The organism is Catenulispora acidiphila DSM 44928, assembly GCF_000024025.1.
Classification (GTDB): Bacteria; Actinomycetota; Actinomycetes; order Streptomycetales; family Catenulisporaceae; genus Catenulispora; species Catenulispora acidiphila.
The window spans coordinates 3,069,255-3,082,514 of sequence record NC_013131.1; the positions used below are offsets into that span (position 1 = coordinate 3,069,255).

The window sequence follows — 13,260 nt, forward strand, 5'->3', positions numbered from 1 at the left end:
TCATCCGTGCACCGCATCGGGCCAGGAGGCTGCCATGAGTTCACCGTTCAACCCGCGCGACGTCGAGGCGTTGGCCGCGGCGCTGCCGCCGGAGGGCGTGAACCCCGTCGGCGCCGCGGCCCGCGGCGTGCTCGTCATGCACGCCAAGCGGCTGACGCCGGGCAACTACTCGCAGATGTTCGGGACCGGCCCGGCGTTCCGGACCATCTTCTTCCCGAACCTCGGCACCAGCCCCTACGAAGGGCTCATCGGCCCGAACACCGGCCTGGACGACGGGTTCTTCCAGACGGCCTCGATCGCGCTGCTGTGCCGGCAGATGGGGAACGTGACGAGCCGGCTGCGGCCGCAGATCCTGGTGGCGAAGGCCGACGAGGACCTGCGGAACTACTCGGCGCGCATCCGGCAGAACTCCCACCGGTTCTACGCCGAGTTGCTGAAGCTCGTCGACAGTCCGATCCGCACGGCGCTCGCCGCGTTCCGCGACGAGCCCGCCCGGGTCGCGGCTCGCGGCCACTACCTGGAAGGCATCACCTCGGCGGCGTGGGTGAACGCCAAGATGACGCAGTGGACTGGCGGGTTCTGGCCCGACCGCGACTGGGAGCTGTTCAACCACTACGCGAAGCTGACCGCGCTGGGCTGCTCGGTCGCCGAGATCGACGGCGCGATCACGCGGATCGTGCAGCAGGGGCTCGCCGTGCCGGCCGAGCTGCGGGCCGGCGCCTGGCACCGGATCGCGCCGTGGTTCGGCGGCGACCTGCGCGGCGAGGACGTCGGGGACGCCAACGGGCCGATGCTGGCGACCAAGTGCCACGTCTACCCCGGGGCGATGTACCCCGCGTGCATCTCCGAGGACAACTCGCTGGAGTTCACCGCGCTCTCGCAGCCCGGGACGGGGTACCGGCACGTCCCGAGCTCGTCGTGCTTCGCGCCCGGCACGCGGGTCGTCATGGCCGACGGCGCGCTGCGGGCGATCGAGGACGTCGGCGTCGGAGACGAGGTCGCCACGCCGACCGGTCCGCGCGCCGTGATCCTTCGTCCGCAGCCGCTGCGGGGCGACCGGGTGCTGGAGCGTTTCGAGGGGACCTCGTTCGCCTTCGCGCCGTCGCATCCGTTCGTGACGGCCGACGGGGACGCCGCGTACGCCGCGGCGGACCCCGAGTCGTTGGCGCGCAGCGTGCCGACGCTGGGCCAGTTCGGCATCCGGCCGCTGAAGGGCGCCGAGTTGCTGCGGCGGACGGCGGACGGCAAGACCGACCCGTGGGCCGCGCCACCGCTGCGGACCGTGCCGGAGGAACGGCCGGAGACGCTGTACGACCTGTACCTGGCGGTCGGCGGCGACGGCCGGAGCGAGTACTACGCGGGCGATGAGTCGGTGCAGGTGCTCGTCAGCTCCGAGGTCCCGCGCTTCGCCGCCGCGCCGGAGACGACGGCCGTGGTGTTGCAGGTGCTGGAGCAGGCCGGTCCGGCGATACTCGGCGCGCTGGCCGACGTTCCGGAGGAGTCCTTCGAGGATCTGCTGACGATCGGGCTGGACAGCATGGCGCGGACGATGCTGCCGGTGATCGGGCACGAGCTCACGGCCGATCCGCGTGCCGCGGCTGAGGCCGAGACGGTCCTCGTCGCACCAGCACAGAGCTCTGCCTCACCGGAGGCGATGGCGGAGGCGGTCGCGGCAGCGGTCCGGACCTTCGCGACGTCGCTGGCCTCCGCTCCCGAGGGCTATGACCGGCGCATGGGCGTCTTGGTCGAGCAGTTCGCGTCCCGGTTCGCCCCGCAGTTCCAGGCGCTGCTGGCCCTGCCGTGGCGCTCGTTCGACCTGGCCGAGGCCGACATCACCGACGTCCTCGCGCTCACCCTCTACAGCGTCGAGCTGTTCCGTCGCGGACCGGTCGCCAAGAAGGCCGAGGCCGAGCTCACCCTCCGCTACCGCGGCCTGTCCACCACGCGCCGCCTGCCGATCCGTCCGGGCTCACCCGCCGACCGGTGGTACTACAGCGTCGACGACGTCGCCTACTTCCCCGAATGGTCCGAGCCCGATCCCGACGGATCGCTGTGGGAACTGGAGATCGCGATCAGCCCCGACGCAGGCGGCGCCCGCATGACCCTGCCCCTTCCCCGCGACATCGCCCACGGCTTCCAGGCCTTCGCCGCACCGGTGTCCGACACCTCCGGCGCCGTAGTCGGCCACGCGCAATTCGACGTCAGACTCCTGACACTCGAAGCCCTCGCCACCGAGATCCGCGACCACGCCGCGCCGACCTCCCGCCGCGATGTCGCCGAGCGTCTCGCGCACCTCGCGGCGCAGTACATCACCCGCGAGTTCGCGACCGCCGTGAAGCTGCTCCGGTTCTGCGCGGCGACGACGCGGACGCCCTGAGGTATCCGGCTACTTGACCGCGCCGGCGGTCAGCCCGGCGATGAGGTACTTCTGCATGAGCAGGAATCCGGCGACCACCGGGATGCTGACGACCAGGGACGCCGCCATGATCTGGTTCCAGTAGACGTCGTTCTGCGAGGCGTAGTCGCGCAGGCCCACGGCCAGGGTGCGGGTGGAGTCGTCGGTCATCACTGATGCGAACAGCACTTCGCCCCAGGCTGTCATGAAGGAGTACACCGCGACGGTGACGATGCCGGGGAGGGCTGCCGGGACGAGGATCTTGAACAGGGTGCTGATCGGGCCGGATCCGTCGACGGAGGCGGCCTCGTCCAGGTCCCGGGGGATGGAGTCGAAGTACCCGACCAGCATCCAGATGGAGAACGGCAGGGTGAAGGTCAGGAAGGTGATGATGAGGCCGAGCCGGGTGTCGGAGAGCTGGATCCCGGTGCTGTTCCCGATGTTCACGAAGATGAGGTAGAGCGGGAGCAGGAACAGGATGCCGGGGAACATCTGCGTGGACAACACCGTGACGGAGAAGACCTTGCGGCCGGCGAACCGGTAGCGGGACACGGCGTAGGCCGCGAAGACGGCGATCACCACCGAGACCGCCGTCGAGCAGGAGGCGACGATGGCGCTGTTGAGGAAGTAGTGCCCGAGCGGGACGGTGCTCCACATGTCGATGTAGGGGCTGAGCGTCAGGTGTGTGGGCAGCCAGTGGAACGCGTTCTGGACCTCGACCAGCGATTTCACGGAGCTGGACACCATCACCCACAGCGGGATGCCGGTGAACAGTCCGAGCAGTGTCAGCGCGATGCGCCGGGTCCAGATGAAGGACCGGGGCGGTGCTGTCGGCGAGCGGTGCTTGACGGCGTCAGACATGTTCCGTGCTCTTTCGGCGGTTGGTGGCCACTAGATAGACGGCCGTCACGAGGAGCAGGAACAGCAACAGCAGCACGGACATCGCCGCACCGGAGCCGAAGTTCCAGTTCTGGAAGGACGTGTCGTAGATCTGCAGGGACAGCAGGTTCGACTGCGCCGGTGGGACGCTGCCGAACAGGACGAACGGGGTGTTGAAGTCGTTGAAGTTCCACAGGAACAGCACCAGCAGCAGCACCTGGTTCACCGGACGCAGCGAGGGCATCGTGATCTTGCGGATGCGCTGCCAGACGCCGGCGCCGTCGATCGCGGCCGCCTCGTACAGGTCGCCGGGGATGGACTGCATGCCGGCGGTGACGACCAGGAACGCGAACGGCCAGGTGCGCCAAACGGCGGTGATGACCAGCGCGGTGAAGCTGTTGTCCCCGATCAGCCAGAACGGCGCGGTCTTGGTCAGGTGCAGTTCGTGCACGATGATCTGGTTCAGCAGGCCGTTGTCCCTCTGGAAGATGAACTCCCAGGTGATGGCCGCGGTGTAGGCGGGGAGCGCGTACGGGACCAGGAAGTAGGTGCGGAGCAGTCCCCGGCCCTTGAACCTGTCCTGCATCAGGACCGCCGCGCCGCTGCCGAGCAGCCAGGACAGGGCGACGACGAGCACGGTGAAGCTCAGCGTGACGAAAAAGGAGTGCAGCAGCTGCTTGCCGACGGCGTTGTCGAAGTTCAGCGCGATGCGGTAGTTCCGCAGTCCCGCGCCCGGGGCGGCGCTCCAGTCGCGGATGAAGAACTGGGTGAGCTGCTTGAAGCTGATCCAGATCCCGACGAGCATCGGGATGACGTGGACCAGCAGTTCGAAGCAGACCGCCGGAAGCAGGAACAGATACGGCAGGCCGCCCCGGCGCAGGTTGGCCCACGACAGCCGGCGGCGCGCCTTGGCCGCGGGGGGTTTCGATCGGTGCGGCGGCCGGGTGACGTCGGGGGCGGCAACCATGCGGAGCATTCCTTTCAGGAGTCGGGCATGTGGGAGGAGGCGGGCCGGATCCCGTCCGTCCCGCGGTGCGCACCGGGCGCAGGACGGACGGGATGTCGCGGACGGGATCTCGCGGACGGGACTACGCGGTCGGGACGTGGCGGTCGGGTCCTGAACTCAGCCGCTCGCCTGCATCGTCTGCTGTGCCGTGGTGAGCTCGGCGTTGACGAGCGAGTCAGTGATCTGCTTCCCGCCGGCCGCGTCCGCGAACAGGTGCTTCAGCGCGGCGCCGATGACCGTCTGGAACTCGCTCTCCTTCGCGATCTCCGGCATCGAACCGGCCGAGGAGGCCAGCACGCTCTGGAACACCTTGTCGTCGGCGGTCTGGAACGCCGGGTCGGTGTACGCGTCGGTGACCGACGGGAGCGAGCCGTATGCCTTGTTCAGCGCGGTCTCGGTCGAGGCGCTGGTCATGAACTTCAGGAAGGCCAGCGACGCGGCCTTGTGCTTGGTGTTGGCGAACACCGAGAGGTTGATGCCGCCGACGATGGAGTCGACATGCCGGCCGCCGCTCGGGGTGGTCGCCGGGAACGGCACCGGCACGACGCCGTACGCCGAGGGCTGCATGCCGTACTTCTGGAGGTTCGCGCCCGCGGGCTGCCACATCAGCATGGCGGCCTTGCCCGCGGCGAACTCCTGGAGCGCCTCGGTGCCGTTCGAGTTCGCCGCGTCGCTCGGGTTGACGATCTTGTCGCTGCCCATGAGGTTGACGAAGTCCTCGATGGCGGCGGTGTTCTGCGGCGTGACGAAGTTCGGGTTGTTCGAGGAGTCGAACCAGTTCCCGCCCTGCTGCTCGTCGAACACGAACGCGTGATGGGAGTTCTCCGTGGGGCTGGCCGCCTCCAGCGTGAGACCCCACTGGCTGCCGGTCGTCAGCAGCTTGCCGTCGGCGACCAGGTCCTCCCACGTGGCCGGCGGTTTGGTGATGCCGGCCGCGGCGAACTCCGCCTTGTTGTAGTAGAGCCCGTACGCCGTGGAGTAGATCGGCACGCCGACCGGGTCCTTGCCGGCCGCGCCGGTCGCGGCGAGGGCGCCGGGCAGGAATCGGCCGGTGTCGCCGATCTGGGACATGATGGCGGGGGTGATCGGCAGGAAGGCGCCGGAGGCCTGGAGCGAGGCGGACCAGGTGTTGCCGATGTTCAGGACGTCAGGGCCCTGACCGGAGGTGGTCGCCGCGAGGACCCGGTTCAGCAGGTCGGCCCACCCGATCACCTCGAGTTTGACCTTCACCCCGGTCTGCGCGGTGAACGCGTTGAGTTCGGGGGTCAAGACCTTCACGTCGTCGGCTATGGAGCTGCCCTGATCGCTGGCCCAGTAGGTGATGGTCTGTCCGCTCACGGAGCCCGACGATCCCGCGTCGGACTTGCTCGAACCGCTCCCGCACGCGGCGGCGAGCAGGGCCACGGCGGCGGCCACGGCGACGAAGGCGGATCTGTACTTCCTTGTGTACTCGCGCTTCCTCGTGTATCTGTGCGTTCTCTGGGAGGCGTTCATCAGAGTCCTTCCGAATGGGTGGGTGTTGGTGGGCGATCCAGACGCAGGACGTCGCTGTGGCCGTCCGGCCACAGGATCTGCACCTCCGCGTCGTCCAGGACGCGGACGGCGGGCACCGGCGGCAGCGCCCGGCCCAGGGCGATCGCGGCGATGTGCAGTTCGCCGGGTCGTACCGGCTGGAGGGTGTGCAGGTAGACGGTGGCGGCGTGGGCGCCGTAGGACGTCCGTCCGCTGCTGGTGCGGATGCCTGCGACGAGCGGCCCGTACAGGGCTGCCGCTTCGGCCCGCAGACCGTCGGAGGTCAGTGCGACGGCGCGGCTGGTCGTCAATTCCGTGGCGGGAGGCTGGCTGTGGGCCAGAGCCCAGCCGCCGATGCGGAGCCGGGTGCCTGGATCGCCGCCTGGAATATCGTCGACCCGCACCACTCGTACCTCCCAAGGGCCACGCAGCACAGATGCGGTGGTCAGCAACGGTGCGGTTGCCGATTCCGGCCGCTCCGTATCAGGGCCCTGCGGCCATCGGGCACGGTGGCGGGAGGAAGCGGCTGGGCCTTCCACGGCCAACCGCAGCAAGGGACGGCGGTGGGAGGGTCGGCCTTCGGCGTCCAGCAGGGCGACGTGGGAGTCCAGGGGACCGCCGCCGGGCAGGTCCAGATCGGGCGTGGCCGGACGGGTGATCCCGTGGCTGTCGGCGACCGGTCCGGGACCGCCGAGTTCGGGCCCGGCCGCGGTCGAGTACGCCCATCGGCTGTAGCAGGGGTCGTAGGCGTGACCACTGACATCGCCGTGATCGGCGTGGTCCGTGCCGTGGTTGGCGATGCGCACGATGCCGTCGGCGCGGGTGCCCGAGGCGATCCAGCCCGGCGCGTGCAGGGTGCGCACGAAGTCGCCCCGCTCGACCGGCAGCGGCTCTTCGTCGGCGGTCCACGCTGGATGGTCGGCGGGCAGCAGCAGACCGGCGAAGGCCTTGCTGGCCCAGTACGGCGAGGCCGGTCCGGAGTAGTTCTGCCGGATCGGCGGGTGCGCGGCGTACCACCCCAGCGGCAGCAGTCCGTTCTCGTCCAGACTGTCGCGGTCGCTGAAGTGGCGCAGCATCCCGCTGGCGGTGCGGCGGGTCAGACCGGGGGAGAGGGCTCCGGCGTCGAACAGCAGGCCGCACCAGAAGGGCGCGGCTGTGGCATAGCGGTAAGTCAGTGAGCGTCCTTGGTGAAGCGGTGCGCCGTCGGCTCCCACGAGGTACTGCAGGTCCGTGAGATAGGCGCGCAGCCGCAAACGGTAGCGGTCGGCCAACCCCGGCTCGGCGAGCTCTCCGGACATGCGGCAGTACCACAGCGGATAGAGCTGCATGGCCCAGCCGCTGTAGTGGTCGAAGTTGCGGTAGGGAGCCGGGGTGTCGGCGCCGTCGCTGTACCAGCCCGAACCCGCGTACCAGGCTTCGGTGCGATCTCTGGTGTGCTCGATGTCAGCGGGCTGCCACGGTCCGCCGACCGAGCGCAGGAACGCCTCGACGATCGCCTGGAACCAGACCCAGTTGTTGTCCGGGACCCGGGCGCCGACCATCTCCGCGAGCCAGGCGACCACGTTGCTCTGGACCCGCGCGTCCAGCCGGTCCCAGATCCAGGGCCGGGTCTCGTGAAGCGCCAGGGCGATGGACGCCGCCTCGACTTTGGCCTGGCCGCACTGCGACAGGCGCGGCCAGCGTTCGGGCGAGGCCGGGTCGGTCCCGGCGGTCAGGCCTTCGGCGTAGCGCTCGCACAGGGCGCCGGTACTGTCGGCGCCCCGCGCGCCCGCGATCCGGAACGCCGCCAGGAGGAACGTCCGGGCGTAGCCTTCCAGTCCGTCGCTGTGGTGCCCGGAGGCGCTCATCGGTCCCGGCAGGTGGATCAGTGCCTGGCGAGGGGTGGCGTGACGGTGCACCGCGTCGAGCATCCGGTCGGCCAGATGCTCCCAGTGCGCTCTGGTCCAGCCGGTATAGGGGGAAAGGACATGGTCAGGCGCAGGCAGGCTGTGCGCCGCTAGGGTGCCGGCGGTCGTCATCAGTTTCCTTCCGTGGTGACGCCGATCACAATGCTCAGCTTTCCTCAATGAGTCAACAGATCCAGCAAGATTCCTTACTGAGCTGCTATCTTCATCCAGAAAGCTCCAGAATCAGCAGGGAACGCGCAGCGGGAGCCGGACAGAAGTGAGTTGGAGGAGAAGTGCTCGCACACCAGCGCTACAGCTATGTGCTTGACCAGCTACGCACCCACGGGGCGATCAAGGTGACGGACGTGGTCGCCGGACTCGGCGTTTCCGACGGCACCGTGCGCCGAGACCTGGAGGTTCTGGAGGAGCAGGGGAAGCTGGTACGGGTACGCGGCGGAGCGGTGCTGCCCGGTCCGCTCCACTCGGGCGGACCGCCCTCCGCCGACCCGCGATCGCAGGACCCTGCCACCACCGAGGGCGTGGTGCTGGGGATGCTCGTGCCCTCGACCACCTACTACTACCCGGAGGTCATCCGCGGCGCGCAGACCGTGGTCTCCCGGGCCGGAGCCCGGCTCATCCTCGGTGTCACCGACTACGACGGCGACCGCGATCTGGAGCAACTCCGCGACCTGATCCGCTCCGGGTGCCGGGGCTTGATGGTCACGACCGCCACCGGCCCGGTGATCCCCGCACCGGTCCGAGGACTGCTGGAAGACTGCGCCCTGCCCTTCGTGCTGGTCGAGCGCCGTTCGGCCGAGACGTTCGACGACGTCGACTACGTCCTGAGCGACCACCGCCAGGGCGCCTACCGGGCGGTGGAACACCTGGCCGCGCTCGGCCACCGGAGTGTGGCCCTGTTCGTCCACGCCACCCCCACCGCCCGGCTGGTCGCCGACGGCTACGCCGAGGGGGTGCGGCTGCTGGGACTGGACACCGACGCGCCGGTGCACGCACCGGCCGCCGGAGCCGACCGGCAGGCCGAGCTGGACGCCTTCGCCAAAGCCTGCCGCGACTCGGACGCCACCGCGGCCCTGGTCCACTCCGACCGGGAGGCGATCCTGCTGGCCCAACGGCTGCGCGCGCAAGGCGTGCGGATTCCCGAGGACCTGGCGGTGATCGCCTACGACGACGAGGTGGCCGCCTTCGCCGAAGTGCCGCTCACCGCCGTGGCTCCGCCCAAGTTCGAGGTCGGGCGCTCCGCGGCGTCCGCGCTGCTGGAGCAGATCGCGGCCACCGGACCGCTGCCGGTGCGGCAGACCGTGCTGCAGCCGCGGTTCGTCGTCCGCGACTCCACCCGCCGCGGAGCCACGAGCACGCAGACCGCCGCCGGTGCGGCGGACCCGGACGCGGCATCGCCGGTGGGCGTGTGATGGCCCTGGAACCCCCTCGCCGTCCGGCTGCCCTGGCGATGCGGCCGACGGTGGCCGCGGCCCTGTTCACCGGTCAGAACCGCAGCCGTCTGATGGACCTCGTGGACGTCGACCCCGATCTGGTCCTGGAGGACCTCCACTCCGCCGACGCCCGGTCGGCGCTCGCCGACGCCGAGGTCCTGATCACCGGCTGGGGCTGCCCGCCGATCGACGAGCCGGCCCTGCTGGCAGCTCCGCGGCTGCGCGCGGTCGTCCACACCGCGGGGTCCGTCAAAGACATCGTCACCGAAGCCTGCTGGCGCCGCGGCATCCAGGTCGCCTCGGCGGCATCGGCGAACGCGGTACCGGTCGCCGAGTACACGGTGGCCGCGATCCTGTTCGCCAACAAACAGGTGCTGAACGCCAGAGACGACTACGCCCGGCTCCGCGACCAGGACACCGACTGGCACGCCCGGCTCGCCGTCGCCGGCAACTACCGCCGCCGCGTGGGCATCGTCGGCGCGTCCCGGATCGGACGCCGCGTGATAGCGCTGCTCCGCGGCTTCGACTTGGAGATCCTGCTCACCGATCCCTACCTCCACCCCGACGAGGCCGATCGCCTCGGCGCGCGCCTCACCGGTCTGCCAGAGCTGTTCGCAGCCTGCGACACCATCAGCATCCACGCACCGCTGCTTCCCCAGACCGCGGGCATGATCACCCGAGCCCTCCTCGCGGCCATGCCGGACGGGGCGACACTGATCAACACCGCCCGCGGCGACCTCATCGACCAGCACGCCTTGGAGGAGGAACTGCTCTCCGGACGACTCAGCGCGGTCCTGGACGTCACGACCCCGGAGACCCTCCCCGCCTCATCACCGCTGTACACGCTCCCCAATGTCCTGCTTACGCCCCACATCGCCGGCTCCATGGGCAACGAACTCCAGCGCATGGCCCACTTCGCCCTGGACGAGTTGGAATGCTGGACCAAGGGCGAACCGTTCAACGACCCGGTCTACCGAGCCGCCCTGGAACGCACCGCATGACTGGAAGTCTGGGGTGCGGACACAGCACCCCTAGGGGGAATCCCTCTACCTTCCGCACCAATCCGATCGCGCCGCTGCATCGGATACGTATGGATAGATAGCGGAATCCTTCCGAGCAGGAGTGCGGATGAGCCTCGAAAACGGATCTGTACGCGCGGAGCAAGTCACCGCCGGTATGGACATTCTGTGTCGCGGTGCCTGGCGGCCCGTTCTGGCCGACGTCGACATCGTGGCCGCCAGGAACGGTCGGCGCGCGCGGATCACCGTTGGCAGAGCACAGGCCGACACCACCGACGTCATCGATCTCGTCGCCCACTCCGTGGTCCGAGTTCGGGTCCGGACCAAGCCGTTGCAGGTCGAGCCGTAGAGTCCGGTTCGAGGAGCCATCCCAGCGGACCGAGATCGATGTTCAGGTCCTCCGGTACGAGATCGAAGTGGTCGCGGAGCTCTGTCATACGTTCCTCCAGTGCCATCAGCGTCACGCCGATGTCCTCGATCTGCTCGGCGGTGAGGTCTCCCTCGTCGATCCGCCGCAGAGCCTGCCGCTCCACCAGCTCCCGGATCAGTTCCACGACGGTGATGACCAGACACGTCAGGTCGCGCCCGACGCTCTCCGCGTCGACCGCGAGCGGCGCCGGGCGGTTCGTCGGCGAACGCGTGCGGAGCAGTGGTCACCGGAGTCCCCCTTCTGTGTTCTCCGTGCTTATCGAGCAGAGACCAGTGCGTGCGATCCGCCGTCCCGGCGCACCACAGCAGCCGCAGCAGGCAGCAGCGATCCCGGTGGCAGTGATTCCGGTTGCGGTGATCCCGGCGGCGTGCCGGAAGCGGGCCCGAGAGAACCGTTCACCCGGACCCGCTTCCTGCGTACGGTCTCGCCGCGTTACTTGTTGACCTTCTTCTTCGTCTTCGCGGCAGCCTGCTGCGCCTTCCCCTTGAGCGTCAACGTTTCGTTGCCGACCGTCTTGCCGGTGGTCTCCTTCACCTTCCCGGTCGCGCCCTTGCCCGTCTGCTTGACGGATTCCTTGGCCTTCGCGGCCTTGTGCTGGGCCGTCCCGGCGGCCTTGTCGGCCTTGCCCTCGGCGGTCAACCGCTCGTTCCCGCTGGCACGCCCGACACCTTCCTTGACGTTGCCCTTGACGTTCTTCGCCGCGGCCTTGGCCTTGTCTCCGACGCTCATCGCAATCGTTCCCTTCTCCTGTCTGCCCCCAAGGCGCTGGTGCCCAGGTCCGCGTGATCCATGCGCGACCAAAGCGACTTTTCGGACATGCCCAGCGCGGCGCCAATCCGAGGGGTCCGCAGCGACGAATACCGGTTAAGGACCGTCGCCGAAAGGACTCACGCGTGGAGCAATCCCTGGACAACCCAGCTGTCGGCGTCACGGCGGCGCGTCAGTCCGTCCCGTTCGCCGTGGCGGCCCAGCCTGGTGGTGGGCTGCTGCGGGCGAAACTGGCCGAGCGGTTGTTCCGCTCGGCGACGGCCCGGTTGCCGTTGACAGTCCGTTACCCCGACGGCCGGGTCGAGGGTGCGGGGCGCGACGGCTCCCCGGTCATGGTCCTGCACGACCCGCGCGGCTTCTTCCACCGCCTGGGAACCGCGCGGCTGATCGGGTTCGGGGAGTCCTACCAGGCTCGGGAGTGGGACAGCACCCAGCTGGCTGAACTGCTCGCAGTGTTCGCCGCCGAGTTGCCGCGGCTCGTTCCGGCACCGCTGCAATCCTTGCGCCGCGCTTTCGACCTGCGCCGCCCCGGCGGTGCGGCGAACTCGCTGCGCGGCGCGCGTCGCAACATCGAGCACCACTACGACCTGTCTGACGAGCTGTTCGAATTGTTCCTCGACGAAACGATGACCTACTCCGCGGCGTTGTTCCATCAGAACCCGCTCGGCAGACCTGACGGCGGCTTCGCCACGCTCGCAGATGCCCAGTGCCGCAAGATCGACCGGCTGCTCGACCTGTGTGGCGTCGGTCTGGGTACCCGGTTGTTGGAGATCGGGAGTGGATGGGGGAGCCTGGCGTTGCGCGCGGCGGCTCGCGGTGCTCAGGTGACCACGATCACGCTGTCGTCGAATCAGCATGATGCTGTCCGCCGGCGTGCCGACGCAGCGGGTCTGGGCGACCTGGTCGACGTCCGGCTCATGGACTACCGCGCCGTGCAGGAGCGTTACGACGCGGTGGTCAGCGTGGAGATGATCGAGGCGGTCGGGCGCGAGCACTGGCCCACGTATTTCCGTGCCCTGCGCCGTCTGACCGCTCCCGGCGGCCGGATCGGACTGCAGGCGATCACCATGCCGCACGAGCGCATGGTCGCGGCGGCCGGCAGCCAGACCTGGATCACCAAGTACATCTTCCCCGGCGGCATCATCCCGTCCCAGACCGCCATCGACTCCGAGTCGCAGGCTGCCGGCCTGCACATGCTCCACGACTTCTCGTTCGGCAGGCACTACGCCCACACGCTGCGGTTGTGGCGCGACCGCTTCAGCGAGCAGCGCGAAGCGGTGGCCGCCCTCGGCTTCGACGAGACCTTCCGCCGCACCTGGGAGCTGTACCTGGCCTACTCCGAGGCGGGCTTCGCCGCGGGCTATCTCGACGTCCACCAGATGGTGTTCGCCACCGACTGAACGGAGAACTCTGCGATGAAAGTCCAGCGCACGATCAAGGTCGACCGACCCCAACCCACGGTCGTGGCCTACCTCGCCGACTTCACCAACACCGAACACTGGGACCCCGGCACCCTCCACTGCGTGCGCACCGACACCGGCCCGATCCGCGTCGGCGCCACCTGGAAGAACGTCTCAAACTTCCACGGCCGCACCACCGAACTCGACTACCGCCTGGCACGCCTGGACCCAGCCCGCCTCACCTTCACCGGCCACAACAAACAAGCCACCACCACCGACGACCTCCACTTCGCCACCAACGGCACCACAACCACCATCACCTACAACGCCGAGATCACCTTCAACGGCCTCCTCAAACTGGCGACCCCCTTCGTCCGCCGCAGCTTCGAAAAGCTCGCTGACGAGGTCGAAACGTCACTGACAACGACGCTCGAGGCGTTGTGATCGCATCAATGCGATCGCCCGCGACTGTCTATCAGTGTCCTGATGTGCGGAATCGGCGGTCGACCGCCTG

Annotated in this window: 11 protein-coding genes and 1 pseudogene; 6 read left to right on the plus strand and 6 right to left on the minus strand. The window is 69.0% G+C overall.

The genetic code is table 11. The features are described 5' to 3' along the window. Positions 1–34 precede the first annotated feature (34 nt). A complete protein-coding gene (locus CACI_RS13345) occupies positions 35–2,377 on the plus strand; it encodes a hypothetical protein (RefSeq protein WP_012786886.1) in 2,343 nt (780 codons plus the stop codon). Positions 2,378–2,386: 9 nt separating this feature from the next. Here CACI_RS13345 and CACI_RS13350 read toward each other — a convergent pair whose 3' ends face one another. The 4 genes from CACI_RS13350 to CACI_RS13365 all read right to left on the minus strand — a co-directional run bounded on the left by CACI_RS13350 (position 2,387) and on the right by CACI_RS13365 (position 7,810). Next, positions 2,387–3,256 (minus strand): carbohydrate ABC transporter permease, encoded by an 870-nt coding sequence (locus CACI_RS13350; RefSeq protein ID WP_012786887.1) that lies wholly within the window; start codon positions 3,254–3,256, stop codon positions 2,387–2,389. Continuing rightward, positions 3,249–4,241 carry a carbohydrate ABC transporter permease gene (locus CACI_RS13355; RefSeq protein WP_012786888.1) on the minus strand — a complete coding sequence of 331 codons (993 nt, stop codon included), beginning with the start codon at positions 4,239–4,241 and terminating at the stop codon, positions 3,249–3,251. The genes CACI_RS13350 and CACI_RS13355 overlap by 8 nt, the downstream gene beginning before the upstream one ends. Before the next feature lie 156 nt (positions 4,242–4,397). Beyond that, positions 4,398–5,774, minus strand: coding sequence for an ABC transporter substrate-binding protein (locus CACI_RS13360; protein WP_012786889.1), 1,377 nt, complete (start codon positions 5,772–5,774; stop codon positions 4,398–4,400). Next, complete coding sequence (locus CACI_RS13365) at positions 5,774–7,810, minus strand: DUF2264 domain-containing protein (RefSeq protein ID WP_012786890.1); 2,037 nt, start codon at positions 7,808–7,810, stop codon at positions 5,774–5,776. Before CACI_RS13365 ends, CACI_RS13360 begins: the two co-directional genes overlap by 1 nt. Before the next feature lie 161 nt (positions 7,811–7,971). Here CACI_RS13365 and CACI_RS13370 point away from each other — a divergent pair, with 161 nt between their 5' ends. From CACI_RS13370 to CACI_RS49745, 3 genes are all read left to right on the plus strand, one after another. Then, positions 7,972–9,108: a substrate-binding domain-containing protein gene (locus tag CACI_RS13370; RefSeq protein WP_012786891.1), complete on the plus strand. Its 1,137-nt coding sequence runs from the start codon at positions 7,972–7,974 to the stop codon at positions 9,106–9,108. After that, complete coding sequence (locus CACI_RS13375) at positions 9,108–10,130, plus strand: hydroxyacid dehydrogenase (RefSeq protein WP_012786892.1); 1,023 nt, start codon at positions 9,108–9,110, stop codon at positions 10,128–10,130. The genes CACI_RS13370 and CACI_RS13375 overlap by 1 nt, the downstream gene beginning before the upstream one ends. Positions 10,131–10,257: 127 nt before the next feature. Next, on the plus strand, positions 10,258–10,497 hold the full coding sequence (locus CACI_RS49745) for a hypothetical protein (protein WP_012786893.1): 240 nt from the start codon (positions 10,258–10,260) through the stop codon (positions 10,495–10,497). A gap of 10 nt (positions 10,498–10,507) precedes the next feature. Here the strand turns inward: CACI_RS49745 and CACI_RS53850 are convergent. Together CACI_RS53850 and CACI_RS13385 are read right to left on the minus strand one after the other, a co-directional pair. Continuing rightward, positions 10,508–10,798: pseudogene (locus tag CACI_RS53850) on the minus strand (gas vesicle protein K); the annotation flags it as partial. Between the two features lie 212 nt (positions 10,799–11,010). After that, the gene (locus tag CACI_RS13385; protein ID WP_012786894.1) at positions 11,011–11,307 is read right to left on the minus strand and encodes a CsbD family protein; all 297 of its coding nucleotides are present in this window, start codon (positions 11,305–11,307) and stop codon (positions 11,011–11,013) included. Positions 11,308–11,471: 164 nt separating this feature from the next. Here CACI_RS13385 and CACI_RS13390 point away from each other — a divergent pair, with 164 nt between their 5' ends. Together CACI_RS13390 and CACI_RS13395 are read left to right on the plus strand one after the other, a co-directional pair. Continuing rightward, a complete protein-coding gene (locus CACI_RS13390) occupies positions 11,472–12,746 on the plus strand; it encodes an SAM-dependent methyltransferase (protein ID WP_012786895.1) in 1,275 nt (424 codons plus the stop codon). A 15-nt stretch (positions 12,747–12,761) separates the two neighbouring features. Beyond that, the gene (locus CACI_RS13395) at positions 12,762–13,190 is read left to right on the plus strand and encodes an SRPBCC family protein (protein ID WP_012786896.1); all 429 of its coding nucleotides are present in this window, start codon (positions 12,762–12,764) and stop codon (positions 13,188–13,190) included. Positions 13,191–13,260 lie beyond the last annotated feature (70 nt).

Coding starts and splice junctions, on each gene's coding strand:
- CACI_RS13345 (WP_012786886.1), top strand. CDS start 35: ATGAGTTCACCGTTCAACCCGCGCGACGTCGAGGCGTTGGCCGCGGCG.
- CACI_RS13350 (WP_012786887.1), bottom strand. CDS start 3,256: ATGTCTGACGCCGTCAAGCACCGCTCGCCGACAGCACCGCCCCGGTCC.
- CACI_RS13355 (WP_012786888.1), bottom strand. CDS start 4,241: ATGGTTGCCGCCCCCGACGTCACCCGGCCGCCGCACCGATCGAAACCC.
- CACI_RS13360 (WP_012786889.1), bottom strand. CDS start 5,774: ATGAACGCCTCCCAGAGAACGCACAGATACACGAGGAAGCGCGAGTAC.
- CACI_RS13365 (WP_012786890.1), bottom strand. CDS start 7,810: ATGACGACCGCCGGCACCCTAGCGGCGCACAGCCTGCCTGCGCCTGAC.
- CACI_RS13375 (WP_012786892.1), top strand. CDS start 9,108: ATGGCCCTGGAACCCCCTCGCCGTCCGGCTGCCCTGGCGATGCGGCCG.
- CACI_RS49745 (WP_012786893.1), top strand. CDS start 10,258: ATGAGCCTCGAAAACGGATCTGTACGCGCGGAGCAAGTCACCGCCGGT.
- CACI_RS13385 (WP_012786894.1), bottom strand. CDS start 11,307: ATGAGCGTCGGAGACAAGGCCAAGGCCGCGGCGAAGAACGTCAAGGGC.
- CACI_RS13395 (WP_012786896.1), top strand. CDS start 12,762: ATGAAAGTCCAGCGCACGATCAAGGTCGACCGACCCCAACCCACGGTC.